The organism is Pseudomonas sp. AL10 (assembly GCF_029960685.1).
In the GTDB taxonomy this organism is placed as follows: Bacteria; Pseudomonadota; Gammaproteobacteria; order Pseudomonadales; family Pseudomonadaceae; genus Aquipseudomonas; species Aquipseudomonas lactis.
Genome location: NZ_JASBQZ010000012.1, coordinates 34923 through 58380 on the forward strand (window position 1 = coordinate 34923; position 23458 = coordinate 58380).

The window sequence follows — 23458 nt, forward strand, 5'->3', positions numbered from 1 at the left end:
ACAGCGCAGAGATACCGGAACTCAACCGTAACAATTGACCACACAAACGTCAGGAGGAATAACCCTCCTGAATCAATGTGGAGCATGACGATGGATCCTATTTCGATGGCAGCAGGGGTTGCAGGTGCGGTCCCAGTGGTAGCGGGTATTGCTGATAAAGGGCTGGACCTGGCAAAAGGCGCAATGGACTTGGCAAACAAAGCCCTGGACATGGTCAATGAAGGCTCGAAAATCGGTGGGGAACAGCAACAGCCTCAGGGCCAGATCGATTTTTCTTAAATCGTCGCCAACTCGAAGGCGGATAGCCTCCGCCTTCTCCGCTGCTGCACTCTACCCTTTCCTGTTTATGACAAGCCCGAACATCAGCGGGCGCCTACCTGCGTTTATCCAGCCCAAACCTCAATTAAGCCAAGGCCCCAATGTCCCTTTGACTGCCATCACCAGATTGCCAATACTCATGGCATATTGACGGCCACCCGCATGAGACAAGGAATGCCCCCTTTGAAGCTGGAACTCAAGAACAGCTTGTCGGTGAAGTTGCTACGGGTTGTGCTGCTGTCGGCCTTGATCGTGGGTGTGGCACTGAGCGCGGCGCAGATCGTTTTTGATGCCTACAAAACGCGCCAGGCCGTGGCAGGCGATGCCCAGCGCATTCTCGACATGTTTCGCGACCCCTCGACCCAGGCCGTGTACAGCCTGGATCGCGAGATGGGCATGCAGGTGATCGAAGGTCTGTTCCAGGACGACGCTGTGCGCATGGCTTCTATCGGCCACCCCAACGAGACCATGCTGGCGGAAAAAAACCGCCCTTTACAGCAGTCCCCCAGCCGCTGGTTGACCGATCTGATTCTTGGCCAGGAACGCTCCTTTACCACTTCGTTGGTGGGCAAGGGCCCCTATAGCGAATACTACGGCGACCTCAGCATCACCCTCGACACCGCCACCTACGGCCGAAGTTTCCTGGTCAGCTCGGTCATCATCTTTATCTCGGGCGTATTGCGCGCCCTGGTCATGGGGCTGGTGTTGTACCTGGTGTATCACTGGATGCTGACCAAACCGCTGTCGCGGATGATCGGGCACCTGACCTCGATCAACCCGGACCGTCCCAGCGAGCACAAGATCCCTCAGCTCAAGGGCCACGAACGCAACGAACTGGGGCAGTGGATAAACACCGCCAACCAATTGCTCGAATCCATCGAGCGCAATACCCACTTGCGCCACGAGGCCGAGTCGAGCCTGTTGCGCATGGCCCAATACGACTTCCTGACCGGCCTGCCGAACCGCCAGAAGTTGCAGGCGCAACTGGACAAGATCCTCACGGACGCCGGACGCCGGCAACGCCGTGTCGCGGTGTTGTGCGTGGGGCTGGATGACTTCAAGAGCGTCAACGAGCAGTTCACCTACCAGGCCGGCGACAAACTGCTGCTGGCCCTGGCCGACCGTCTGCGCGCCCACAGCGGCCGCCTGGGTACGCTCGCCCGTCTGGGCGGTGACCAGTTCGCCCTGGTGCAAGCCGATATCGACCAGCCCTACGAAGCCGCCGAACTGGCGCAAAGTATTCTCGATGACCTGGAGGCTGAATTCGCCCTCGACCACGACCTGATCCGCCTACGCGCCACCATTGGCATTACGCTGTTCCCGGAGGATGGCGACAGCACCGAGAAGTTGCTGCAAAAAGCCGAGCAAACCATGACCCTGGCCAAGAGCCGCTCGCGCAACCGTTATCAGTTTTATATCGCCAGCGTCGACAGCGAAATGCGCCGGCGCCGTGAATTGGAGAAAGACCTGCGCGATGCGCTGAGCCGCGAGCAGTTGCACCTGGTGTACCAACCGCAAATCAGTTACCGCGACCATCAGGTGGTGGGCGTGGAAGCCCTGCTACGCTGGCAACACCCTGAGCACGGGCTGGTACCGCCGGATTTGTTTATCCCGCTGGCGGAACAGAACGGCACCATTATTCCCATTGGCGAATGGGTGCTGGACCAGGCGTGCCGGCAACTGCGCGAATGGCATGACCAGGGCTTCACGGCGCTGCGCATGGCCGTCAACCTGTCCACGGTGCAACTGCACCACACCGAGTTGCCGCGGGTGGTCAACAACCTGATGCAGATCTATCGCCTGCCGCCGCGCAGCCTGGAGCTGGAAGTGACCGAGACCGGCCTGATGGAAGACATCAGCACCGCCGCCCAGCACCTGTTGAGCCTGCGCCGCTCCGGGGCGCTGATCGCCATTGATGACTTCGGCACTGGCTACTCATCCCTGAGTTACCTCAAAAGCCTGCCCCTGGACAAGATCAAGATCGACAAGAGCTTCGTCCAGGACCTGCAGGACGACGACGATGACGCAACCATCGTGCGTGCCATTATCCAACTGGGCAAAAGCCTGGGCATGCAGGTGATTGCCGAAGGAGTGGAGACTGCCGAACAGGAGGCCTATGTCATCTCCGAGGGGTGCCATGAGGGGCAGGGTTATCACTACAGCAAACCGCTGCAGGCCCGGGAGTTGACGGCTTATTTGAAGCAGGCCGAGCGCAATAACGCCGTGAGTCTTTGAATTTACACTTCGATACTCAATATTTCCCGCGTATAAGCCTTTACACAAAATGCAAATCTTTCGCATTATGTCGCAGCGTTTGCGCTCCCCGCGCGCCCTTTCAACAACCGAAGCAGGATGTTCGCCATGATTCGTATGCCCCTGGCCACCGCCAGTCTGCTGGCCATTGCCATTTCTCTCGCCGGTTGCGGCGAAGGTAAAGACAAGGCCGCCGCGCCCCAGGCACCCGCTGCCGCCAGCACTACCGCACCGGCGGCTGCCCCGGCAGGCCAGGTCGACGAAGCGGCCGCCAAGGCCGTGGTCGCGCACTACGCAGACATGGTGTTTGCGGTGTACAGCGATGCCGAATCCACCGCAAAAACCCTGCAGACCGCAATCGACACCTTCCTCGCCAACCCGAACGACGAAACCCTGAAAGCGGCCCGTACCGCCTGGATCGCCGCGCGCGTACCCTACCTGCAGAGCGAAGTGTTCCGCTTCGGCAACACCATCATCGACGACTGGGAAGGCCAGGTTAACGCCTGGCCCCTGGACGAAGGTCTGATCGACTACGTCGACAAGTCCTACGAACACGCACTGGGTAACCCAGGTGCCAACGCCAACATCATCGCCAATAACGAGATCCAGGTGGGCGAAGACAAGGTCGACGTCAAGGACATCACCCCGGAAAAACTCGCCAGCCTCAATGAACTGGGCGGTTCCGAAGCGAACGTCGCCACCGGCTACCACGCCATCGAATTCCTGCTGTGGGGCCAGGACCTCAACAGCACCGGCCCAGGCGCGGGCAACCGCCCGGCGTCGGACTACATGACCGGAGACGGTGCAACCGGCGGCCACAACGAGCGTCGCCGCACTTACCTGCGTGCGGTCACCCAACTGCTGGTCAGCGACCTGCAGGAAATGGTCGACAACTGGAAGCCCAACGTCGAAGACAACTACCGCGCCACCCTGGAGTCGGAACCGGGCACCGACGGCCTGCGTAAAATGCTGTTCGGCATGGGCAGCCTGTCCCTGGGCGAGCTCGCCGGGGAGCGCATGAAGGTGTCTCTGGAAGCCAACTCGCCGGAAGACGAACAGGACTGCTTCAGCGACAACACCCATTACTCGCACTTCTACGACGCCAAGGGCATCCGTAACGTCTACCTGGGCGAATACACCCGTGTTGACGGCACCAAGCTGACCGGCGCCAGCCTGTCGTCCCTGGTGGCCAAGGCCGACCCGGCAGCCGATGCAGCCCTCAAGGCTGACCTGGCGGCCACCGAAGCGAAGATCCAGGTGATGGTTGATCACGCCAACAACGGTGAGCATTACGACCAGTTGATCGCCGCGGACAATGAAAAGGGCAACCAGATCGTGCGTGACTCGATCGCCGCCCTGGTCAAGCAGACCGGTTCGATCGAAGCCGCTGCCGGCAAGCTGGGCATCAGCGACCTGAACCCGGACAGCGCTGATCACGAGTTCTGATCAAGCGCAGTTGAAAGAGGCGACCTGCGGGTCGCCTTTTTTATGCGCGCAATAACTGCTGCACCTATCTCTGTGGGAGCTGGCTTGCCTGCGATCCAGACAACTCGGTGATTCGGGCACACCGAGTCGATACCTTCGCAGGCAAGCCAGCTCCCACATTTGGATCGTGATGTATCAGGTAAATAGGCGCCAGTGGGTAGGTCGTCACGGGAGCAAGCTCCCTCGCCACAGCTTCAGCGTCGCTGCGAAGTTGTGTAGACCCCAAGCCACCGTAGCCCTTGGTTTACAAGACCTGCACCACAGGTAGAATGGCGCCTCTGCCCAATCACCCGAGCGAACTTCATGGCGTTGCCGACCCTGCGTATCATCGGTTTCATCATCGGCATCTTCCTGATCACCCTTGCGGTCGCCATGGTGATCCCGATGGCGACCCTGGTGATCTTCGAACGCACCAGCGACCTCCCCTCGTTCCTGTGGGCCAGCCTGATCACCTTTATCGCCGGGTTGGCGCTGGTCATCCCTGGCCGCCCCGAGCACGTGCACCTGCGCCCCAGGGACATGTACTTGCTCACGGTCAGCAGCTGGGTAGTGGTGTGCATCTTCGCCGCCCTGCCCTTTTTGCTGACCCAGCACATCAGCTACACCGACTCGTTCTTCGAAAGCATGTCCGGCATCACCGCCACAGGCTCCACCGTGTTGAGCGGGCTGGACAGCATGTCGCCAGGCATTTTGATGTGGCGTTCGCTTTTGCACTGGCTCGGCGGTATCGGCTTTATCGGCATGGCGGTGGCGATCCTGCCGCTGCTGCGCATTGGTGGCATGCGCCTGTTCCAGACCGAATCTTCGGACCGCTCGGAAAAAGTCATGCCTCGCTCGCATATGGTGGCGCGCCTGATCGTGGCGGCGTATGTGGGCATCACCATCTTCGGCAGCCTGGCCTTCTGGTGGGCCGGAATGGGCGTGTTCGATGCGATCAACCATGCCATGTCGGCGATCTCCACCGGTGGGTTTTCCACCTCGGACGAGTCCCTGGCCCATTGGAAACAACCGGCGGTGCACTGGGTCGCGGTGGTGGTGATGATCCTTGGCAGCTTGCCGTTCGCCTTGTATGTGGCCACGTTGCGCGGCAACCGTCGGGCGCTGATCAAGGACCAGCAAGTGCAAGGCTTGCTCGGCCTGTTGCTGGTGACCTGGCTGGTACTCGGCACCTGGTACTGGTGGACCACCAACCTGCATTGGCTCGATGCCTTGCGTCATGTGGCGCTGAACGTGACATCGGTGGTGACCACCACCGGCTTTGCACTGGGGGACTACAGCCTGTGGGGCAACTTCTCACTGATGCTGTTTTTCTACCTGGGCTTTATCGGCGGCTGCTCGGGCTCCACCGCAGGCGGTATCAAAATCTTCCGTTTCCAGGTGGCCTACATCCTGCTCAAGGCCAACTTGAATCAGTTGATTCATCCACGCGCGGTGATCAAGCAGAAGTACAACGGCCATCGCCTCGATGAGGAGATCGTGCGCTCGATCCTGACTTTTTCGTTTTTCTTCGCCATCACCATCTGCATGATCGCCCTGGCCCTGTCACTGCTGGGCGTTGACTGGATGACCGCGTTGACCGGCGCCGCCAGTACCGTATCCGGCGTGGGCCCCGGCCTGGGCGAAACCATCGGCCCGGCCGGCAATTTCGCCACCCTGCCGGATGCCGCCAAGTGGATCCTGTCCCTGGGCATGTTGCTGGGACGCCTGGAGATCATCACCGTGTTTGTGTTGTGCATTCCGGCGTTCTGGCGTCACTGACGGTCGACATTTGCTGCAACCGCGCCCGGTATTCGCCGGGCGTGGCATCGAACCAGCGGCGAAAGGCGCGGAAAAAGTTACTCGGGTCGGCAAACCCCAGCAGGTAGGCGATTTCCAGCAAGGTCATATTGGGTTGTGCCAGGTACTGCTCGGCCAGTTCGCGCCGGGTGTCATCGAGCAAGGCCTGGAAGCTGGTGCCCTCCTCCTGTAGCCGCCGCTGCAAGGTGCGCTGGGACAGGTGCAACGTCTGGGCCACCGCTTCGCGCTTGGGTTCGCCCTGGGGCAGCAGGCGGCACAGCACCTGACGCGCCTTGTGGGTCACGCGGCTTTCGGAAAAACGCGCCAGGTATTCTCCGGCAAAGCGATCATGCAACAGCGCCATGGCTTCATTGGCTGTGGGCAGCGGCGCCTCCATGTCGGCCTGCTCGAAAATCAACGCGTCATAGGGTGCATTGAATTGCAAAGGCGCGTGGAAGGCGTGTTGGTAGGGCGCCAAGTCCGCCGGCTGGTCGCCTTGCAGCAGCACTTTGCGCGGTTGCAGGGTGCGCCCGGTAAGCCAGCCGCACAGGGCCAGAGCGCTGGCCAGCGAGGCCTCGGCGCTTTGACGGGTGGGCGGCAGATGATCGCCATGCACCGTCAGAATCAACGCATAGCCTTCGGGTAAAAGTCGGAAACTCAAGTCAGCGCTTTCGGCGATGATGCGCTGGTAGCGCACCAAGCGCATAAAGCCTTCGGCCAGGGTGTTGCTGGACATCAACGCATAACCGGCAACATGAAACGAGGCAGGCCGTACCACCTTGCCCATGTTCAGGCCAATCGCCGGGTTGCCCGACACCTCCACCGCACGCTGCCACAGGCGGGTCATGGCGTCTTGCGGGAAGCGCGCATCGGGGTCAGTGAGGGACGCATAATCCAGGCCCAACTGCTTGAACAAGGCCCTGCAATCCAGGCCATCCATTTCCAGCGCCTTGACGATGCCCATCGCCCAGCTTGCAGAAGTTGTTCGTTCGCTCATGGCGTCTTCTTATTGAAAGCAGGCTCAAACGGCAGCCAGGAAGCCAAGGATACTAAAGTGGCATCTATTGTCACTGGCTGTTAGCACTGTTCACTCTAGACTCAAATAAGCTCCCCGCCGCGCACCCGTTGGCGGCACAACAACCAGAGGGCCGGTCACCGTGGAAAACATCAAGAAATTCAACAGTTTTGCCGAGTTCTACCCGTACTACCTCGCCGAGCATGGCAACAGCACCTGTCGACGCCTGCACTTTATCGGCACCACCCTGGTGATCGGCATTCTCGCCTATGCCATCGGCAGAGGCTCATTGGTCCTGCTGCTGGCCTTGCCGCTCGCGGGCTACAGCTTTGCCTGGATAGGCCACTTCTTCTTCGAAAAGAACCGCCCCGCCACCTTTCAGCACCCGTTTTACAGTTTGCTGGGCGACTTTGTGATGTACCGCGACATGATCCTCGGCAAGGTGCCGTTCTAAGACTTGCCCCTTGTAGGAGCGAGCTCGCTCGCGAAGCGCCCACAGACACCGCTGGCTACCTGACGCACCGAGTTATCGTTGACGCTTTTCGCGAGCAAGCTCGCTCCTACAGTCTTTTAGGAGAAAAATGGGCGAGACAGTCGAGATAAAAGTCTTTTTGTCATTTACGGTGCTGTATCCTGCCAAGGCTTTTTGAGAGCGCGGAATCACCTGCGATTGAAAAAACAGACCTTGCGAGGAGCGACCACGATGCACGAGATACCTAATCTCCCCTTCCCAAGCCTGCACCCAACTGAGCAGCCAACACCGCAGCAGGCCAGCGACAAGCAGCCTGAGGCCAAAGAAGCAAAACCAGTCGAGCGCGAAAGCCGGGACTGACGCCGTACCAGACCGTGTGGAAAGCGCGCCTTTGAGCGCTTTCCACACTGCCTGAATCATCCGAGACCTTCACTATGACCACTTCCCCTTCCGACACGCCGGACGCCGCCGTACTCGACGCTGCCTTGCAAATGGTCGAAGTCTGGAACCGCCTCAGTGCCGACAAGCAAGCGGCACTGCTCAAGCGCTTTGGCACTCAGGAAAACGCCCTGGCGGCCCTGGTGACCACCCAATTGCTGGCCCCCGCCCACGCTTGATCGGCTTTAGATCTGACGTTTTACATTTTTGCCGCCCTGCCCGGCCTGCGCGCCGGTATCATTAGCAGCCTATCTTTACCTGCTGCGACAGTGGATCTCTCCCATGCCAGATACCCAGCGCCCTATGGCGGTCACGCTGCAAGTCGTTTCCATCGTGCTGTTTACCTTTATCGGCTACCTGAATATCGGCATCCCCCTGGCCGTATTGCCCGGTTATGTGCATAGCCAACTGGGCTATGGCGCCGTTATCGCCGGGCTGGTAATCAGCGTGCAATACCTGGCTACCCTGCTGAGCCGCCCCTATGCCGGCAAGATCATCGACAACCTGGGCAGCAAGCGCGCCGTGCTGATCGGCCTGGTGGGCTGCGGTTTGAGCGGCGTATTCATGTTGCTGGCGGCGTGGTTCTCCAGCCTGCCGGCCTTCAGCCTCGGTTGCCTGCTGATCGGTCGACTGGTATTGGGCAGCGCCGAAAGCCTGGTGGGTTCGGGCGCGATTGGCTGGGGCATTGGCCGTGTCGGCGCCGCGAACACGGCCAAGGTTATTTCCTGGAACGGCATCGCCAGCTACGGCGCGCTGGCGGTCGGCGCGCCGTTGGGGGTGCTGCTGGTCAGCCAGTTGGGGCTGTGGAGCATGGGCGTCAGCATCATTCTGTTGGCCGTACTGGGTGTGGTGTTGGCCTGGAAAAAACAAGCCGCGCCGATTGTGCCCGGCATCCGTTTGCCGTTCATGAATGTACTGGGCCGCGTGCTCCCCCATGGTTGCGCGCTGGCATTGGGCTCTATCGGCTTTGGCACCATCGCCACCTTTATCACGTTGTATTACAGCACCCAGCACTGGGATAACGCGGTGTGGGCCTTGAGCCTGTTCGGTGCCAGCTTTATCGGCGCGCGCTTGCTGTTTGGTAATTTGATCAACCGCATTGGCGGGTTTCGCGTCGCCATCGCTTGCCTGTCGGTGGAAGTGCTGGGCCTGCTGTTGCTGTGGCTGGCGCCGGATGCCCAGCTGGCGTTGGCGGGTGCGGCGTTGAGCGGCTTCGGCTTTTCCCTGGTGTTCCCGGCGTTGGGGGTAGAGGCGGTCAACCTGGTGCCGGCCTCCAGCCGTGGCTCGGCGGTGGGCGCCTATTCGCTGTTTATCGATTTGTCCCTGGGCATCACCGGGCCACTGGCGGGCGCCGTGGCGGCAGGTTTTGGCTTTGCCTCGATCTTCCTGTTCGCCGCCCTCGCCGCTTTCGCCGGTTTGCTGCTGAGCGTCTACCTGTACCGGCAGGCGCCCAAGGCCCGCGAAACACGCGACGCCTAGAAGTCGACCTTGCCGCGCCCGGCCTTGATGCTGCCGCGCTTGGTCTTGGACTCCAGGCGGCGTTTCTTAGAGCCCAGGGTAGGCTTGGTCGGACGACGCTTTTTCTCGACCTTGGTGGCGCTCTGGATCAACTCCACCAGACGCTCCAGCGCATCGGCGCGGTTCTGCTCCTGGGTGCGATATTGCTGGGCCTTGAGCACCAGCACGCCTTCGCTGGTGATGCGGCTGTCACGCAGCGCCAGCAGGCGCTCCTTGTAGAACTCTGGCAACGACGAGGCCGGAATATCAAACCGCAGGTGCACCGCACTCGACACTTTATTGACGTTCTGCCCACCGGCACCCTGGGCACGAATGGCGGTCAGCTCGATCTCGGCATCGGGCAGCTGTACGTTGTTGGAAATCACCAGCATGTAACACGGTCCTCCGGAAGAAGCCCTAGGATACGCGAATGCACCTTGGCCATCCCCTCAAACAACAAACCCGGCACAAGGCCGGGTCTGCTTAACAACATTGACGCTTACTTCACCGCGGGGACCGCCATATCCATGGACTGCTGCGCCCGCTTGTTCTTGACCCAGTAACAAACGCCCATGAACGCCACCCACACCGGGATCGCGTACACCGAGCGGTCAATGCCCGGAATCATCAACATGGTGCCCAAAATAAACACCACAAACGCTACACAGATGATGTTGCCATACGGGTACCACAGCGCCTTGAACAGCGGCACCTGGCCGGTGCGGTTCATGTGCTGGCGGAACTTGAAGTGGGAGAAGCTGATCATCGCCCAGTTGATCACCAACGTGGCCACCACCAGCGACATCAGCAGTTCCAGCGCGTCATGGGGCATCAGGTAGTTCATCAGCACCGCCACCAGAGTGATCGCCGCCGAGGCCAGGATCGAACGCACCGGCACGCCGCGCTTGTCGATCTTCGCCAGGGCCTTGGGCGCGTCGCCCTGCTCGGCCATGCCCAAGAGCATACGGCTGTTGCAATAGGTACCGCTGTTGTACACCGACAGCGCGGCCGTCAGCACCACGAAGTTGAGAATATGCGCGGCCGTGTTACTGCCCAGCATCGAGAACACCTGTACGAACGGGCTACCGCTATAGGCATCGCCGGAGGCGTTGAGGGTCGCCAGCAGGCTGTCCCACGGGGTGAGCGACAGCAGTACCACCAGGGCACCGATGTAGAAAATCAGGATGCGATAGATCACCTGATTGATCGCCTTGGGGATCACGGTACGTGGCTGGTCGGCTTCGGCAGCGGTAAAGCCGAGCATTTCCAGACCGCCGAAGGAGAACATGATGATCGCCATGGCCATCACCAAGCCGCCGACGCCATGGGGGAAGAAACCACCATGCTCCCACAGGTTGCTGACCGAGGCTTGCGGGCCGCCGCTGCCGCTGACGAGCAGGTAGCTGCCCAGGGCAATCATGCCGACGATCGCCACCACCTTGATGATGGCGAACCAGAACTCGGCTTCACCGAAGACTTTGACGTTGGCCAGGTTGATCGCGTTGATCAGCACGAAGAACGCCGCCGCCGAGACCCAGGTCGGAATCTCCGGCCACCAGTAGTGCACGTACTTGCCGACGGCCGTCAGTTCCGACATACCCACCAGAATGTACAGAATCCAGCAGTTCCAGCCCGACAGGAAGCCGGCGAAACCGCCCCAGTACTTGTGGGCAAAGTGGCTGAAGGAGCCGGCGACCGGCTCCTCGACAATCATTTCGCCAAGCTGGCGCATGATCATGAAGGCGATAAAGCCGCAGATGGCATAGCCCAGGATCATCGACGGGCCGGCGGATTTGAGCACCCCGGCCGAGCCCAGGAACAGGCCGGTGCCGATGGCGCCACCGAGGGCGATCAACTGGATATGCCGGTTTTTCAGGCCGCGTTTCAGCTCGCCTGAAGAAGAATGGGGTCCACTCATGAAAAGGGTCTCACGCAAGGTTTGAAGAGTTGAATGCAGGTTGCTGCCTTGAATTACCGACTCAAGCAGCGCCGCTCAAACCCCAGCGCAGGCACCAGGAGTACAGCGTTTTTCTAATGGTCATGCGTCACCTGTTTGTTTTTATCTGTGACGAAATCGAACCCGTCCGGCTCGTGGCCAGGCGGAGTGATCAGGGGGATCAAACCCTGAGGTCTTAGCCTTTTGCGTGGGTACGCAAGGGGGGGTCACAGTAAAACGCGGCGCATTGTACACCGCTCGACAGCTTCGGCACGCACCGGGAAAGTGCACAGGCAAATCTGTCAGCTAATGCTTACATCAGCATGCCCCCCAGCAAAGCCAGGGCAGTTACGTAAATCTATCGTTACACCCCGGAAAATCTGCGTTACAGCCAGACTTTGGCAGCCTTCAACGGAATTCTGTCGGTAGGCAACGTCTGAAGAATCGCTTCAGCCAATTCACTGTTTTACCTGAATAAAAAAACTCGACAAAAAACAGAAGAAAAAATCCAAATGAAACCGTGTCAATAAATTTTTTGCATTTCGAAACACTCTCTTCTAGGTTCTTTGCACTTGCCCACGAAGCCCGTGGGTGAGCCGTTCTCAATCAACGTCCTCTAGGAGATACACCATGCAAGCACTGGAAAACGACCTGGAAACCGAACTGCAACTCGACGATTGGTTTGAAGCGCCGACCCATGAGGCCGCCGTTGAAATGATGCAAGCCGATGCCGTTGTGCCTTTTGGCACTGCGATGTGGCCTTTCTAATACCCGGCAGGCATCCGGCAGGCGCTGTGCACGGCGCCTGCCCCCTTACCCAAGGCACAGAAGGACACCCGTCATGGACAAGGCCCGCGCCGTCGAACACTTTCTCTACTACCTTGCGCACCACCCGGCCCTCAACGGCCTGAACCGCCCCACCGTGTTGCTGGGCCACACCGCGCGCTATGACGCCATCGCCCAGGCGATCACCCACGGCAGCGCCGCCCGCTTCAACTTCCAACTGCAACGCCTGGACCTGGCGCCCAGCGACACCCTGGCCCAGGCCATTCAAAGCTGCGACCTGTACCTGTTTCTCTACGATTCCTCCACGCTGCCCAACCCACGCGCCGAAGGCCCTGACTTTATCCGCGCCCTGCAAGGCGTGATGGCCGAGCACTGGAAGAAATCCCTGCTGTTCAAGGATTACGGCGACTATTTCTACGACACCTTCAGCGTCGAGCCCCAACGCATCGCCGACCTCAACGCCACACTGATCCGGCGCATGGCCCAGGCCAACGTGCTGAGCTTTACCGACAAACACGGTTCGCGCCTGGAAGCGCCGATGAGCAGCATCAAGAAGTGGACCAATATCAACGGCGTCGGCAACCACGACCTGGCGCCCGGCGAAATCGCCACCCACAGCGAAGCCATCAACGGCCAGGTGCGGTTTGTCGGCACCTTCCTCAGTACCATCCCCTTTGCACGCAAATACGGCGTGCTGCAATCGCCGCTGGAGTTATGGATCGAAAACTCCACCGTTTGCAGCGTGGCCAGTGATGTGCCGGGGCTGGCGGATGATTTCAACAAGTACCTGAATGCCAACCCGTCCAACCGTCGTGTGGAGGAGTTGGGGATTGGTACCAATGAAGGGGTCAAGGACCTGTATGCGCGCAATGCCGGGTTTGAAGAGCGCCATTGCGGGTTGCACCTGGGCTTGGGTGGCGGGCAGAAAGGCAGTCATCACCTGGACCTGATCTTTGCCAGTGGGGTGCTGGCGCTGGATGACAAGCCGGTGTTTGATGGCGCCTTTGCCTTTTAAAAATCCGTCAGACGTATAGAGATCCCTGTGGGAGCCGGGCTTGCCCGCGATAGCGGTGGGTCAGTTAGCATAAAGGTGGCTGACCCACCGCTATCGCAGGCAAGCCAGCTCCCACAGTTGATTGCATTTCAAAGGTAGATCGCAAAAAAAACGCCAACCCTAGGGTTGGCGTTTTTGTGCAGCGCTTAACGCATCACTGCGGCTTCTTGCGACCAAAACCAGGGCGCTGGCCGGAACCGGCCGGTGCGCCACGGCGCTTGCCCGACGGCTCGTCCGCGACCAGTTTCGGGCCAGGGCGCTTGTTCGCCGCTGGCTTGGCTGGACGCTTGGTGCTGGCGTTGTCGGCCGGGCGATCCGATTCACCACGGTTGCTGCGACCACCCGCCGGCGCAGGACGCGGCGTACGTGGCGCACGCTCGCCTTCTTGACGCGATGGCGCGGTGGGGCGGCGCTCGCCTTCAATGTGCGGCTGACGCGAGATACGACCGCCGGTGGCCGGTGCATCCAGCGCAGGGCGCAGGGTGCGGGCAACACGTTCGGTACGTGGCACCGGGCGCGACGATTTACGCTGCATACGCTCAAGCTTGTCTTTGCTCTTGGCGTTCATCTGCGGCATGGCAACCGGCGTCAGGCCCACTTCGGCGCTGAGGATATCGACTTCGTACTGGCTCATTTCGCGCCAGCGGCCCATCGGCAGGTCGGAGTTCAGGAACACCGGGCCAAAACGCACGCGCTTGAGGCGGCTGACCACCAGGCCCTGGGACTCCCACAGGCGACGCACTTCACGGTTACGGCCTTCCATCACCACGCAGTGGTACCAGTGGTTGAAACCTTCGCCACCTGGCGCCTGCTTGATGTCGGTGAACTTGGCCGGGCCGTCTTCGAGCACCACGCCCGCCTTGAGGCGTTCGATCATCTCGTCATCGACTTCACCACGCACACGCACGGCGTATTCACGGTCCATCTCGTAGGACGGGTGCATCAGGCGGTTGGCCAACTCACCGTCAGTGGTGAACATCAGCAAGCCGGTGGTGTTGATGTCCAGGCGGCCGATGTTGATCCAGCGGCCTTCTTTAGGCTTGGGCATCTTGTCGAACACGGTCGGACGGCCTTCCGGGTCGTCACGGGTGCAGATCTCGCCGTCGGGCTTGTTGTACATGATCACGCGGCGCACCGATTCGGCGGCCTCTTCACGCTTGATGACCTTGCCATCAATGGTGATTGCATCGTGCAGGTCGACGCGCTGGCCGAGGGTGGCCTCGACGCCGTTGACCTTGATGCGCTTCTGGGTGATCCAGGCTTCGACGTCGCGGCGCGAGCCCACGCCGATACGCGCCAGCACCTTTTGCAGTTTTTCGCCTGCTGGGCCGATTTCCTGGTCTTTCTGGTCTTGGTCATTCATCGTAAGCACCTCCCGGTGGGTCGATTCAGGCATGGCCTGAGGGGTATTGAAAGCGGGGCCTTGGCCGAATAGGTCGGCAAGGGGTCGCGAATCATACGCGCATGGCGCGTGTTGCGCATCACAGACTAGCCGATAACGCCCAGCTCATTTGCTTTTCCGCCGACCGGTGGCCCCCAGGGCCAGCAATCGCAGCTCGGCTTCGGCCAATACCGTGCGCTTGTCGGCTTTATCGAGTTTCTTCCAGGCACGGATTTCACGCTTGCTGCGGCCACAGCCGACGCAGATGTCGTCGTTGAATTTACAGATGCTGATGCACGGGTCTTTCAGGGCACTCATGGTCGATCCTCTGTGGGAGCTGGCTTGCCTGCGATGGCATCACCTCCTTGCATCTGAGAGACCGAGGCGTCTGCATCGCAGGCAAGCCAGCTCCAACATGGGTTGCGCGGTGAACGTCAGAGCCGGTCAGTCTTCGAGCTGGCGGCGCTCGTTTTCGATGGCCTCGGCCAGCGCCCGGGCTTCGTCTTCTTCGTCACTCAGGGGCGGCTGTTCGAGGGCGGCGACGGCGGCCAGGAGCTTTTCCCGGGCCTGGGCCACGCCAAGCACATCGTCTTCGGCTTCGACCTCAGGCTCGGATTCAACGTTCACCTGGGTTTCTGGCTCCGCCGCACCATCACGCAGCAAATCGTCGAAGTCGGTCTTGATCCCCTGCTCCATGTCGTCCAGTTCCAGCAACAGCGTATGGAAACTGGTCTCGTCCTTGGGCTCCTCCGGCTCGGCGCTGGCGTCGGCCAGTTCCTGCAGGCTTTGCGGCACCGGCGCGTCATCGAAGTCGAGCACCGGCTCGGCTTCCATTTCCCGCAGTTCGGCCAGGGGCGGCAGATCGTCGAGGTTTTTCAGGTTGAAGTGATCGAGGAACACCTTGGTGGTGGCGAACATCGCCGGTTTGCCCGGCACATCACGGTAGCCGACGATGCGAATCCACTCGCGCTCCAGCAGGGTCTTGACGATATGGCTGTTCACCGCCACGCCACGCACGTCTTCGATCTCGCCGCGGGTGATGGGCTGGCGATAGGCGATCAGCGCCATGGTCTCCAGCATCGCCCGGGAATATCGCTGCGGGCGCTCTTCCCACAACCGCCCGACCCACGGCGAAAACTTCTCACGGATCTGCAGGCGGTAACCCGACGCCACTTCGCGCAGTTCAAAGGCACGGCCCTCGCAGGACTTGCGCAGGATCTCCAAGGCCTTCTTGAAGACCGGCGGCTCCGGGCGTTCGGCTTCTTCAAAAAGCTCGAACAGGCGCTCCAAAGATTGCGGTTTACCCGAGGCCAGGAGAAAGGCCTCCAGCAAAGGGGCCAGTTCGCGGGGTTCAGTCAGATTCATCGATTCAGCTCGTTATTCGGCTCGCGCCCGCACGTGGATAGCCGCAAAAGGCTCATTCTGCACCAGCTCGACCAAGGACTCCTTGACCAGCTCTAGGATCGCCATAAAGGTCACCACCACGCCCAGGCGCCCTTCTTCGGCGGTGAACAACTCGACAAAGGGCACAAACCCACCGCCCTTGAGACGTTCCAGCACATCGCTCATGCGCTCGCGGGTGGACAGCGCTTCACGGCTGACCTGGTGGCTCTCGAACATATCGCCACGGCGCAGTACTTCGGCCATGGACATCAGCAATTCTTCCAGGCTCACGTCTGGCAGTAACTTGCGCGCGCGCGCCTCGGGGGCGTCGAGCTTGGGCACCACCACATCACGGCCCACACGGCTCAGGCCGTCGATGCCTTCGGCGGCGGCCTTGAAGCGTTCGTACTCCTGCAGGCGGCGGATCAACTCGGCGCGTGGGTCATCCTCTTCGGCTTCCACCGTTTCCGAGCGCGGCAGCAGCATGCGCGACTTGATCTCGGCGAGCATGGCCGCCATCACCAGGTATTCAGCGGCCAGTTCCAGGCGCACCGACTGCATCAGCTCGACATAGCCCATGTACTGGCGGGTGATTTCTGCCACCGGGATGTCGAGGATATTGATGTTCTGCTTGCGGATCAGGTACAGCAGCAAGTCCAGCGGGCCTTCGAAGGCTTCAAGGAACACCTCCAGGGCGTCCGGCGGGATGTACAGGTCCAGGGGCATTTCCATGACCGCCTGGCCGTACACCATGGCAAACGGCAGTTCCTGCTGGGCGCCGGCCTGGGGGTCAGCGGTTTCCACGGCCGACATTCAGGCCTCGACCATGAACGGAGCCGGGTCGCCACAACCCACACGCACCACTTCTGGCTCACCGTCGGCCAGGTTGATCACCGTGGAGGCCTTATTGCCGCCGTAGCCGCCGTCGATGATCAGGTCGACGTGTTTTTCCAGCAATCGGCGCATTTCGTAAGGGTCGTACAACGGCTCGGTTTCGCCGGGCAGGATCAACGACACGCTCATCAGCGGTTCGCCCAACTCGGCCAGCAGCGCCAGGGCAATCGGGTGTTCCGGCACGCGCAGGCCGATGGTGCGCTTCTTGGGGTGCAGCAACAGGCGCGGCACTTCGCGGGTGGCGTTGAGAATGAACGTGTAGGGCCCCGGCGTGTGGGCCTTGAGCAGACGGAAGGTGCCGGTGTCGACCTTCGCAAACAGCCCAAGCTGGGACAAGTCGCTGCAGATCAGCGCAAAGTTGTGCTTGTCGTCCAGCTGGCGTAGGCGCCTTACCCGCTCGACCGCGCCCTTGTCGCCGATCTGGCAGCCAATGGCGTATGACGAATCCGTCGGGTAGATGACTACACCACCGGCACGGATGATCTCTACGGCCTGCTTGATCAGGCGCGCTTGAGGGTTTTCCGGATGAATCTGGAAGAATTGACTCACGTGCTCTACCTGTTCAGACGGTGGCAATAATGGGGTCATGCTTGAATCGCCCCCACAACAGCGGCAGATCTTCCGGGACCTGGCGATACTCGCCGATCTCGGACCAGCCGCCTGGGCCATGAAAGTCACTGCCGGCACTGACCAGCAGACCAAATTCGCGGGCAAGGATCGCCAGGCTGCCGACCTGTTCGGCGGGTTGATGCCCGTTGACCACCTCGATGGCGTGGCCTCCCGCTCCAATATAGTCGCTGATCAGCTTGCGGCGCTTGCTGCGGGTGAAATCGTAATGCCAGGGATGCGCCAGGCTGACCCAGGCCCCGGAGGCCCGCAGGGTCTGAACGGTGTCTTCCAGGGTCGGCCAATGCAGCTTCACGTCGCCCAACTTGCCGGCGCCCAGCCATTTGCGAAAGGCTTCGGCGCGATCCTTCACATAGCCTTCACGCACCATCCAGTCGGCAAAGTGCGGACGGGCCGGTGCGTTGCCGCTGTCGCCCAGCTCCTGCTGGATGGCGCGGGCGCCGTCGAGGGCACCCGGCATGCCTTTAAGGCTGAGCTTGCGGCTTATTTCTTCGGACCGCAGCCAGCGGCCATCGTGCAATTGGGCAATCGCCGCCACCAAGGGCGGGGCCTTTTGATCAAAACCGTAGCCCAGTACATGGATGGTGGCGCCGCCCCAGGTGCAGGACAATTCCACCCCGTTGACCAGCTGCATGCCCAGGGAATGCGCGGCCTGGCGGGCTTCATCGAGACCCTCGAGGGTGTCGTGGTCGGTCAATGCCAAAACTCGCACGCCTTTTTCAAACGCACGCGCAACCAGTACCGCGGGCGCCAGGGCGCCGTCGGAGGCCGTGCTGTGGCAGTGCAAATCAACATTCACGGGAGTGTGTAACCTCAAGTCAGCTGGCGCTATCGCAACCAAGGATGTTTGTTATTATGCCGCCACATCCAGCTTCTGGCTCTTACTGTGAAACAATTCATCGACTTCATCCCGCTGTTGCTGTTTTTCATCGTTACCAAACTCGACCCCAGGGTCATCGAAATCGCCGGCCACGAGTTATCGTTCGGGGGCATCTACAGCGCCACCGCCGTACTGATCGTCAGCTCAATCCTGGTCTACGGCGCCATCTTCATCTCCCAGCGCAAGCTGGAAAAAAGCCAATGGCTCACCCTTATCGCCTGCCTGGTATTCGGCGGCCTGACCTTGGCCTTCCACAGCGAAACCTTCCTTAAATGGAAAGCCCCGGTGGTGAACTGGCTGTTCGCCCTGGTGTTCATCGGCAGCCACTTCATCGGTGACCGCCTGCTGATCAAGCGGATCATGGGCCATGCGCTGACCTTGCCGGAGCCGGTGTGGGTACGCCTGAACGTGGCCTGGATCGTGTTTTTCCTGTTCTGCGGCGCCGCCAACCTGTTCGTGGCGTTTACCTTCCAGGACTACTGGGTCGACTTCAAAGTGTTCGGCAGCCTGGGCATGACCGTATTGTTTTTGATCGGCCAGGGTATCTACCTGTCGCGTCACCTGCATGACACCGCTGCTACCACACCAAAAACCGAGGACTGACATGCTCTACGCCATCATTGCCACCGACGTTGCCAACTCCCTGGAAAAACGCCTGAGCGTACGCCCGGCCCATGTCGAGCGCCTCAAACAGCTGCAAGCCGAAGGCCGCATCGTACTGGCCGGCCCGCACCCGGCCGTCGACAGCAATGACCCGGGCGACGCCGGTTTCACCGGAAGCCTGATCGTGGCCGAGTTCGCTTCCCTGGCCGACGCCGAGGCCTGGGCCAAGGCTGACCCTTACGTTGCAGCAGGGGTCTACACCGATGTGGTGATCAAGCCGTTCAAGCAAGTCTTGCCTTGAGCCCGGCTGCGTCGAACCTAATCGTTTCGGCGTACTCATAATGGCTCACGGCGTCACCGGTGGGGCCTTCGCCGCCGACAATGGCTAAATTGAGTGAGTCATGAGCGAGCTGTTACTGATAGATGATGACCAGGAGCTCTGTGAGCTGCTGACCAGTTGGTTGAGCCAGGAAGGTTTCCAGGTGCGCGCCTGCCACGACGGCTTGAGCGCCCGTAAAGCCTTGGCCGACAGTGCGCCTGCGGCCGTGGTGCTCGACGTGATGTTGCCCGATGGCAGCGGCCTGGAGCTGCTCAAGCAATTGCGCAACGACCACCCGGAGTTGCCGGTGCTGATGCTCTCGGCCCGGGGCGAACCCCTGGACCGCATCCTCGGCCTGGAACTGGGCGCCGACGACTACCTGGCCAAGCCCTGCGACCCGCGTGAGCTGACGGCGCGCCTGCGCGCCGTATTACGCCGCAGCCACCCAGCCGCGGTGTCCACCCAGCTGGAACTGGGCGACCTGTGCTTCAGCCCGGTGCGCGGCGTGGTCAGCATCGATGAACAGGAGTTCGCCCTCACCGTCTCCGAAAGCCGCCTGCTTGAAGCGCTGCTGCGCCAACCCGGCGAGCCCCTGGACAAACAGGAACTGGCGCAGATCGCCCTGGGCCGCAAGTTGACCCTCTACGATCGCAGCCTGGACATGCACGTCAGCAACCTGCGCAAAAAGATCGGCCCACACCCCGATGGCCGGCCACGGATCGTGGCGTTGCGTAGTCGTGGCTACTACTACAGCCTCTAAACATCCCGCTTAACCCTGTGGGAGCTGGCTTGCCTGCGATAGCGGTGTGTCAGTCCACCGTTATGCTAACTGGCCCACCGCTATCGCAGGCAAGCCAGCTCCCACCATTGATTTCATCACCTTCAAGGGTTTTGTCAGCTCCTGTCAAACCCGTCTTTACCGAAGCTTTACCCTCCCCTGACCGCCGCTGACCTTGCGCTGCGTAACCTACTCACATCCGGACTCACCGGAATAGAGACAGGAGATACACCATGCGCAAGACCCTTATCGCTTTGATGTTCGCCACCGCCCTGCCCACCGTTGCCATGGCAATGCCGGAAGGCCCAGGCCCGATGGGCGGGCCTGAAAGCCGCATGATGGCTGGCCCAAGCCACGGTGAACACGGCCCGCGTGGCAAAGGCGGCCCGTTCAGCCAGCTGGACTTGAGCAAGGAACAGCGCGAACAGATCCGCAAGCTGATGGGTGACCAATGGCACGCCCGCAAAGACCTGACCCAAAAGTACCTGGACAAACTCCCGGCCGCTGACCAGAAAGCCATGCAGGACGAAATCGCCGCCGGCAAGCAGAAAACCCAGGCCGATATCCGTGCCGTGCTCAAGCCCGACCAGCAGAAGAAGTACGACGAAATCGTCAAGAAGCAAGCCGAGCGCCGCGCCGAATGGAAAGAGTTCCAGGCCTGGAAAGCCCAGCAAGCGCAAAAAGCGCAATAATGGCCTAGCTTCACCCCCAGCCCAGTGGTTCGCGCCGCTGGGCTTTTCCTGTTTGAGGGTTTCCTGTGCGTTCATTGTTCTGGCGTATCCTGGCGAGTTTCTGGCTGGCCATCGCCCTGGTTGCCGGGTTATCGATCCTGCTTGGGCACATGCTCAACCAGGACGCCTGGATTCTCAGCCGCCACCCTGGGCTCAACAACCTGGCCCAGGAGTGGACGCAGCTCTACGAAACCCAGGGCGAAGATGCCGCCCAGGACTTGTTGCAGCAGCGCAAACGCCAGTACCACATCGACGTGCAAGTGCTTAACGAAAGCGGCGACCCGGTGGTGCGCGGCACCTTCCCGCGCCGCGCCGCCGCGTTCGAAGCCCGCCAGAACGACAGCCAGGACGGCCACCTGCCCTGGCGGCGCCTGACCGCCGAGTACACCAGCGCCAAAACCGGCGATACCTATCTGCTGATTTACCGTATTCCTCACCCGGAGCTGGACGCCTGGCACCGCAGCAGCCTGCTGTGGCCGCTCAGTGCATTGGCGATTACCCTGGTGGTGCTGACCCTGTTCAGCCTGCTGGTGACCTTGTCCATCACCCGCCCACTCAGCCGTTTGCGCGGCGCGGTGCATGATCTGGGGCAAACCACTTATCAACAGAACAGCCTGGCGCAACTGGCCAATCGGCGCGACGAGTTCGGCGTGCTGGCCAACGACTTCAACCGCATGGGCGCGCGCCTGCAAAGCCTGATCGGCAGCCAGCGCCAGTTGCTGCGCGACGTCTCCCACGAACTGCGCTCCCCCCTGGCGCGCTTGCGTATCGCCCTGGCCCTGGCCGAACGCGCCAGCCCCGAAGAACGGGAAAAACTCTGGCCACGCCTGACCCGCGAATGCGATCGCCTGGAAGCCTTGATCAGCGAGATCCTGGTATTGGCACGGGTCGACGCCGACAACGCCAGCGCCGAAGACATCGATCTAAACCCGTTGCTCAGGGCTCTGCAAAAGGACGCCCAACTCAGTGCCCCTGAGCAAGTGGTGCAACTGACGACTGCCAATGATTTACAGCTTAAAGGCTGGCCGACCATGATCGAACGCGCCGTGGACAACCTGCTGCGCAATGCCCAGCGCTTCAACCCGGTGGGCGAGCCGATTGAATTGCAGGCCCAGCATCAAGGCGGGCGCATTCTGATCAGCGTACGCGACCACGGCCCCGGCGTTGAAGCCGAGCACCTGAGCCAATTGGGCGAGCCGTTCTACCGGGCGCCGGGCCAGACCGCCCAAGGCCATGGCCTGGGCCTGGCCATCGCCCGTCGCGCCGCCGAGCGCCATGGCGGCAACCTGATCCTGGCCAACCATCCCGAGGGCGGTTTTATCGCCAGCATCGAACTGCCCTTGATCCCTGGGGTTGCCATACCAGTGGGATGATCTTCTATAGTGGCCCTTCTCTTACGGAGGGCCTTTGATGACTGACCTGCTGACTCCCATCCAAGCCGCACTCGCTCTACCGCACGCCCCACTGCCCCAGACCCAGGCCGGTGCCTTGCCTTCGACCTTTGCCGTGACTGACCTGGCGGCCGCCAGCATCGGCGCCGCCGGCCAGGCCGTCGCGCAGTTGATTGAGCAACAAACCGGGCGCCTGCCCAGCGTCAGCGTGGATCGGCGCCTGGCCTCGTTGTGGTTCTCCTCGTCGATTCGCCCCGTGGGTTGGCAAGTGCCGCCTTTGTGGGACCCGGTAGCGGGTGACTACGCCAGCGCCGATGGCTGGATTCGCTTGCACACCAACGCGCCCCATCATCGTGCAGCGGCCGAGCGGGTACTGGGGCCTGCCGCTGATCGCGCAGCAATGGCGAGCAAAGTCGCAACCTGGAAAGCCGCCGAACTGGAACAGGCGGTGGTCGATGCGGGCGGTTGTGCGGCGCAGATGCGTAGCTGGCAAGCCTGGCAGCAGCACCCCCAGGGCTTGGCGGTAAATGCCGAGGCGTTGATTCAGCGCGAGGTCTTCGACCCCGGCATCGACACACCCTGGCTCGGCTCAGCCGCTCGCCCACTGGCCGGCATCAAGGTGCTGGATTTGACCCGGGTGCTGGCCGGTCCGGTGGCCAGTCGTTTCCTCGCAGGCTTGGGTGCCGACGTACTGCGCATCGACTCACCCACCTGGAACGAACCTGGCGTCGTCCCGGAAATGACCCTGGGTAAACGCTGCGCTCGCCTTGATCTAAAGCGCCACGACGACCGGCAGGTGTTTGAAGCGTTGCTCAAGGACGCCGACATTCTGTTTCACGGTTACCGCGCCGATGCCCTTGAGCAACTGGGTTATACCCTTGGCGAACGGCAGCACCTCGCCCCCGGCCTGATCGACGTCAGCCTCAACGCCTACGGCTGGAGCGGCCCATGGCGTAATCGTCGTGGCTTTGACAGCCTGGTGCAGATGAGCAGCGGGATTGCCGAGGCCGGCATGGCCTGGAAACAGACGGATAAACCGCTGCCGCTGCCGGTGCAGGCGCTGGATCACGCTACCGGCTACTTGATGGCCGCCAGTGCGATCCGGGCGTTGGCCGAGCGCCTGGACTCCGGACGCGGCGGTTCGGCGCGCTTGTCGTTGGCGCGCACGGCGAAGTTGCTGGTGGAGGCCGGGCAAGTGCCACAGCAAGCGGCATTGCGTGAGGAAGACATTAATGACCAAGGCCTGGTCGTGGAGCAGACAGCCTGGGGCCAGGCCCATCGACTGCTGGCGCCGCTAAGCATCAGTGGCACGCCGTTGCAGTGGGATTTACCGGCGGTGGAGTTAGGGTCACACCGGCCTCAGTGGTGACCTGGGCACCGCTATCGCAGGCAAGCCAGCTCCCACAGGATCAGAGTGGGAGCCGGGCTTGCCCGCGATGGG

At 61.2% G+C, this 23458-nt stretch carries 24 protein-coding genes; 15 read left to right on the plus strand and 9 right to left on the minus strand.

Going from position 1 to position 23458, the window contains the following annotated elements; all coding sequences use genetic code 11:
* The first annotated feature begins 90 nt into the window (after positions 1 to 90).
* The 4 genes from QK296_RS14105 (at position 91) to QK296_RS14120 (ending at position 5814) form a co-directional block, all read left to right on the plus strand.
* On the plus strand, positions 91 to 279 hold the full coding sequence (locus QK296_RS14105; protein ID WP_137203916.1) for a hypothetical protein: 189 nt from the start codon (positions 91 to 93) through the stop codon (positions 277 to 279).
* Between the two features lie 222 nt (positions 280 to 501).
* Positions 502 to 2553 (plus strand): bifunctional diguanylate cyclase/phosphodiesterase, encoded by a 2052-nt coding sequence (locus tag QK296_RS14110; protein WP_003193777.1) that lies wholly within the window; start codon positions 502 to 504, stop codon positions 2551 to 2553.
* Positions 2554 to 2679: 126 nt separating this feature from the next.
* On the plus strand, positions 2680 to 4017 hold the full coding sequence (locus tag QK296_RS14115) for an imelysin family protein (protein ID WP_282391043.1): 1338 nt from the start codon (positions 2680 to 2682) through the stop codon (positions 4015 to 4017).
* A 342-nt stretch (positions 4018 to 4359) separates the two neighbouring features.
* Positions 4360 to 5814 carry a TrkH family potassium uptake protein gene (locus tag QK296_RS14120; protein WP_003193780.1) on the plus strand — a complete coding sequence of 485 codons (1455 nt, stop codon included), beginning with the start codon at positions 4360 to 4362 and terminating at the stop codon, positions 5812 to 5814.
* Here the strand turns inward: QK296_RS14120 and QK296_RS14125 are convergent.
* On the minus strand, positions 5771 to 6829 hold the full coding sequence (locus QK296_RS14125) for an AraC family transcriptional regulator (RefSeq protein ID WP_003193782.1): 1059 nt from the start codon (positions 6827 to 6829) through the stop codon (positions 5771 to 5773). The genes QK296_RS14120 and QK296_RS14125 overlap by 44 nt on opposite strands.
* A 160-nt stretch (positions 6830 to 6989) precedes the next feature.
* Between QK296_RS14125 and QK296_RS14130 the strand changes: the two genes are divergently transcribed.
* The 3 genes from QK296_RS14130 to QK296_RS14140 all read left to right on the plus strand — a co-directional run bounded on the left by QK296_RS14130 (position 6990) and on the right by QK296_RS14140 (position 9236).
* Entirely contained in the window at positions 6990 to 7301 is a 312-nt protein-coding gene (locus QK296_RS14130; protein ID WP_003193783.1) for a DUF962 domain-containing protein, read from the plus strand.
* Positions 7302 to 7753: 452 nt separating this feature from the next.
* Complete coding sequence (locus QK296_RS14135; protein WP_003193784.1) at positions 7754 to 7936, plus strand: hypothetical protein; 183 nt, start codon at positions 7754 to 7756, stop codon at positions 7934 to 7936.
* Positions 7937 to 8039: 103 nt separating this feature from the next.
* Complete coding sequence (locus tag QK296_RS14140) at positions 8040 to 9236, plus strand: MFS transporter (protein WP_034134359.1); 1197 nt, start codon at positions 8040 to 8042, stop codon at positions 9234 to 9236.
* Here QK296_RS14140 and arfB read toward each other — a convergent pair.
* On the minus strand, positions 9233 to 9646 hold the full coding sequence (gene arfB / locus QK296_RS14145; RefSeq protein WP_003193787.1) for an alternative ribosome rescue aminoacyl-tRNA hydrolase ArfB: 414 nt from the start codon (positions 9644 to 9646) through the stop codon (positions 9233 to 9235). The genes QK296_RS14140 and arfB overlap by 4 nt on opposite strands.
* A gap of 107 nt (positions 9647 to 9753) precedes the next feature.
* Positions 9754 to 11172, minus strand: a complete 1419-nt coding sequence (locus QK296_RS14150; protein ID WP_057710461.1) for an amino acid permease — start codon at positions 11170 to 11172, stop codon at positions 9754 to 9756.
* Positions 11173 to 11820: 648 nt separating this feature from the next.
* Between QK296_RS14150 and QK296_RS14155 the strand changes: the two genes are divergently transcribed.
* Positions 11821 to 11958, plus strand: coding sequence for a hypothetical protein (locus QK296_RS14155; protein WP_003175756.1), 138 nt, complete (start codon positions 11821 to 11823; stop codon positions 11956 to 11958).
* A gap of 73 nt (positions 11959 to 12031) precedes the next feature.
* Positions 12032 to 12991, plus strand: coding sequence for a hypothetical protein (locus QK296_RS14160; RefSeq protein ID WP_003193791.1), 960 nt, complete (start codon positions 12032 to 12034; stop codon positions 12989 to 12991).
* Between the two features lie 193 nt (positions 12992 to 13184).
* Here the strand turns inward: QK296_RS14160 and rluB are convergent, their stop codons facing one another.
* From rluB to QK296_RS14190, 6 genes are all read right to left on the minus strand, one after another.
* Positions 13185 to 14393 carry a 23S rRNA pseudouridine(2605) synthase RluB gene (gene rluB / locus QK296_RS14165; protein ID WP_003193792.1) on the minus strand — a complete coding sequence of 403 codons (1209 nt, stop codon included), beginning with the start codon at positions 14391 to 14393 and terminating at the stop codon, positions 13185 to 13187.
* A gap of 144 nt (positions 14394 to 14537) precedes the next feature.
* Positions 14538 to 14729, minus strand: a complete 192-nt coding sequence (locus QK296_RS14170; RefSeq protein ID WP_003193793.1) for a DUF1289 domain-containing protein — start codon at positions 14727 to 14729, stop codon at positions 14538 to 14540.
* 126 nt (positions 14730 to 14855) lie between these two features.
* Complete coding sequence (scpB, locus tag QK296_RS14175; RefSeq protein WP_003193794.1) at positions 14856 to 15776, minus strand: SMC-Scp complex subunit ScpB; 921 nt, start codon at positions 15774 to 15776, stop codon at positions 14856 to 14858.
* A gap of 12 nt (positions 15777 to 15788) precedes the next feature.
* Positions 15789 to 16487 (minus strand): ScpA family protein, encoded by a 699-nt coding sequence (locus tag QK296_RS14180; RefSeq protein WP_164365898.1) that lies wholly within the window; start codon positions 16485 to 16487, stop codon positions 15789 to 15791.
* Positions 16488 to 16607: 120 nt separating this feature from the next.
* Positions 16608 to 17237, minus strand: coding sequence for an L-threonylcarbamoyladenylate synthase (locus QK296_RS14185; RefSeq protein ID WP_003193796.1), 630 nt, complete (start codon positions 17235 to 17237; stop codon positions 16608 to 16610).
* 13 nt (positions 17238 to 17250) lie between these two features.
* On the minus strand, positions 17251 to 18114 hold the full coding sequence (locus tag QK296_RS14190; protein WP_003193798.1) for a PHP domain-containing protein: 864 nt from the start codon (positions 18112 to 18114) through the stop codon (positions 17251 to 17253).
* 87 nt (positions 18115 to 18201) lie between these two features.
* Between QK296_RS14190 and QK296_RS14195 the strand changes: the two genes are divergently transcribed.
* From QK296_RS14195 to QK296_RS14220, 6 genes are all read left to right on the plus strand, one after another.
* On the plus strand, positions 18202 to 18798 hold the full coding sequence (locus QK296_RS14195; RefSeq protein WP_003193799.1) for a septation protein A: 597 nt from the start codon (positions 18202 to 18204) through the stop codon (positions 18796 to 18798).
* A 1-nt stretch (position 18799) separates the two neighbouring features.
* On the plus strand, positions 18800 to 19099 hold the full coding sequence (locus QK296_RS14200) for a YciI family protein (RefSeq protein ID WP_003193801.1): 300 nt from the start codon (positions 18800 to 18802) through the stop codon (positions 19097 to 19099).
* Positions 19100 to 19199: 100 nt separating this feature from the next.
* The gene (locus tag QK296_RS14205; RefSeq protein ID WP_003193803.1) at positions 19200 to 19877 is read left to right on the plus strand and encodes a response regulator transcription factor; all 678 of its coding nucleotides are present in this window, start codon (positions 19200 to 19202) and stop codon (positions 19875 to 19877) included.
* Positions 19878 to 20128: 251 nt separating this feature from the next.
* Positions 20129 to 20587 carry an LTXXQ domain protein gene (locus QK296_RS14210; RefSeq protein WP_282391044.1) on the plus strand — a complete coding sequence of 153 codons (459 nt, stop codon included), beginning with the start codon at positions 20129 to 20131 and terminating at the stop codon, positions 20585 to 20587.
* Between the two features lie 65 nt (positions 20588 to 20652).
* Complete coding sequence (locus tag QK296_RS14215) at positions 20653 to 21999, plus strand: HAMP domain-containing sensor histidine kinase (RefSeq protein ID WP_034134363.1); 1347 nt, start codon at positions 20653 to 20655, stop codon at positions 21997 to 21999.
* 37 nt (positions 22000 to 22036) lie between these two features.
* Complete coding sequence (locus QK296_RS14220) at positions 22037 to 23386, plus strand: CoA transferase (protein WP_282391045.1); 1350 nt, start codon at positions 22037 to 22039, stop codon at positions 23384 to 23386.
* Positions 23387 to 23458 lie beyond the last annotated feature (72 nt).

What these genes read in the sequence shown, in the direction of transcription:
- QK296_RS14105 (WP_137203916.1), top strand. Translation starts at nt 91, where the DNA reads ATGGATCCTATTTCGATGGCAGCAGGGGTTGCAGGTGCGGTCCCAGTG.
- QK296_RS14115 (WP_282391043.1), top strand. Translation starts at nt 2,680, where the DNA reads ATGATTCGTATGCCCCTGGCCACCGCCAGTCTGCTGGCCATTGCCATT.
- QK296_RS14120 (WP_003193780.1), top strand. Translation starts at nt 4,360, where the DNA reads ATGGCGTTGCCGACCCTGCGTATCATCGGTTTCATCATCGGCATCTTC.
- QK296_RS14125 (WP_003193782.1), bottom strand. Translation starts at nt 6,829, where the DNA reads ATGAGCGAACGAACAACTTCTGCAAGCTGGGCGATGGGCATCGTCAAG.
- QK296_RS14135 (WP_003193784.1), top strand. Translation starts at nt 7,754, where the DNA reads ATGACCACTTCCCCTTCCGACACGCCGGACGCCGCCGTACTCGACGCT.
- QK296_RS14140 (WP_034134359.1), top strand. Translation starts at nt 8,040, where the DNA reads ATGCCAGATACCCAGCGCCCTATGGCGGTCACGCTGCAAGTCGTTTCC.
- arfB (WP_003193787.1), bottom strand. Translation starts at nt 9,646, where the DNA reads ATGCTGGTGATTTCCAACAACGTACAGCTGCCCGATGCCGAGATCGAG.
- QK296_RS14150 (WP_057710461.1), bottom strand. Translation starts at nt 11,172, where the DNA reads ATGAGTGGACCCCATTCTTCTTCAGGCGAGCTGAAACGCGGCCTGAAA.
- QK296_RS14155 (WP_003175756.1), top strand. Translation starts at nt 11,821, where the DNA reads ATGCAAGCACTGGAAAACGACCTGGAAACCGAACTGCAACTCGACGAT.
- QK296_RS14160 (WP_003193791.1), top strand. Translation starts at nt 12,032, where the DNA reads ATGGACAAGGCCCGCGCCGTCGAACACTTTCTCTACTACCTTGCGCAC.
- rluB (WP_003193792.1), bottom strand. Translation starts at nt 14,393, where the DNA reads ATGAATGACCAAGACCAGAAAGACCAGGAAATCGGCCCAGCAGGCGAA.
- QK296_RS14170 (WP_003193793.1), bottom strand. Translation starts at nt 14,729, where the DNA reads ATGAGTGCCCTGAAAGACCCGTGCATCAGCATCTGTAAATTCAACGAC.
- scpB (WP_003193794.1), bottom strand. Translation starts at nt 15,776, where the DNA reads ATGAATCTGACTGAACCCCGCGAACTGGCCCCTTTGCTGGAGGCCTTT.
- QK296_RS14200 (WP_003193801.1), top strand. Translation starts at nt 18,800, where the DNA reads ATGCTCTACGCCATCATTGCCACCGACGTTGCCAACTCCCTGGAAAAA.
- QK296_RS14205 (WP_003193803.1), top strand. Translation starts at nt 19,200, where the DNA reads ATGAGCGAGCTGTTACTGATAGATGATGACCAGGAGCTCTGTGAGCTG.
- QK296_RS14210 (WP_282391044.1), top strand. Translation starts at nt 20,129, where the DNA reads ATGCGCAAGACCCTTATCGCTTTGATGTTCGCCACCGCCCTGCCCACC.
- QK296_RS14220 (WP_282391045.1), top strand. Translation starts at nt 22,037, where the DNA reads ATGACTGACCTGCTGACTCCCATCCAAGCCGCACTCGCTCTACCGCAC.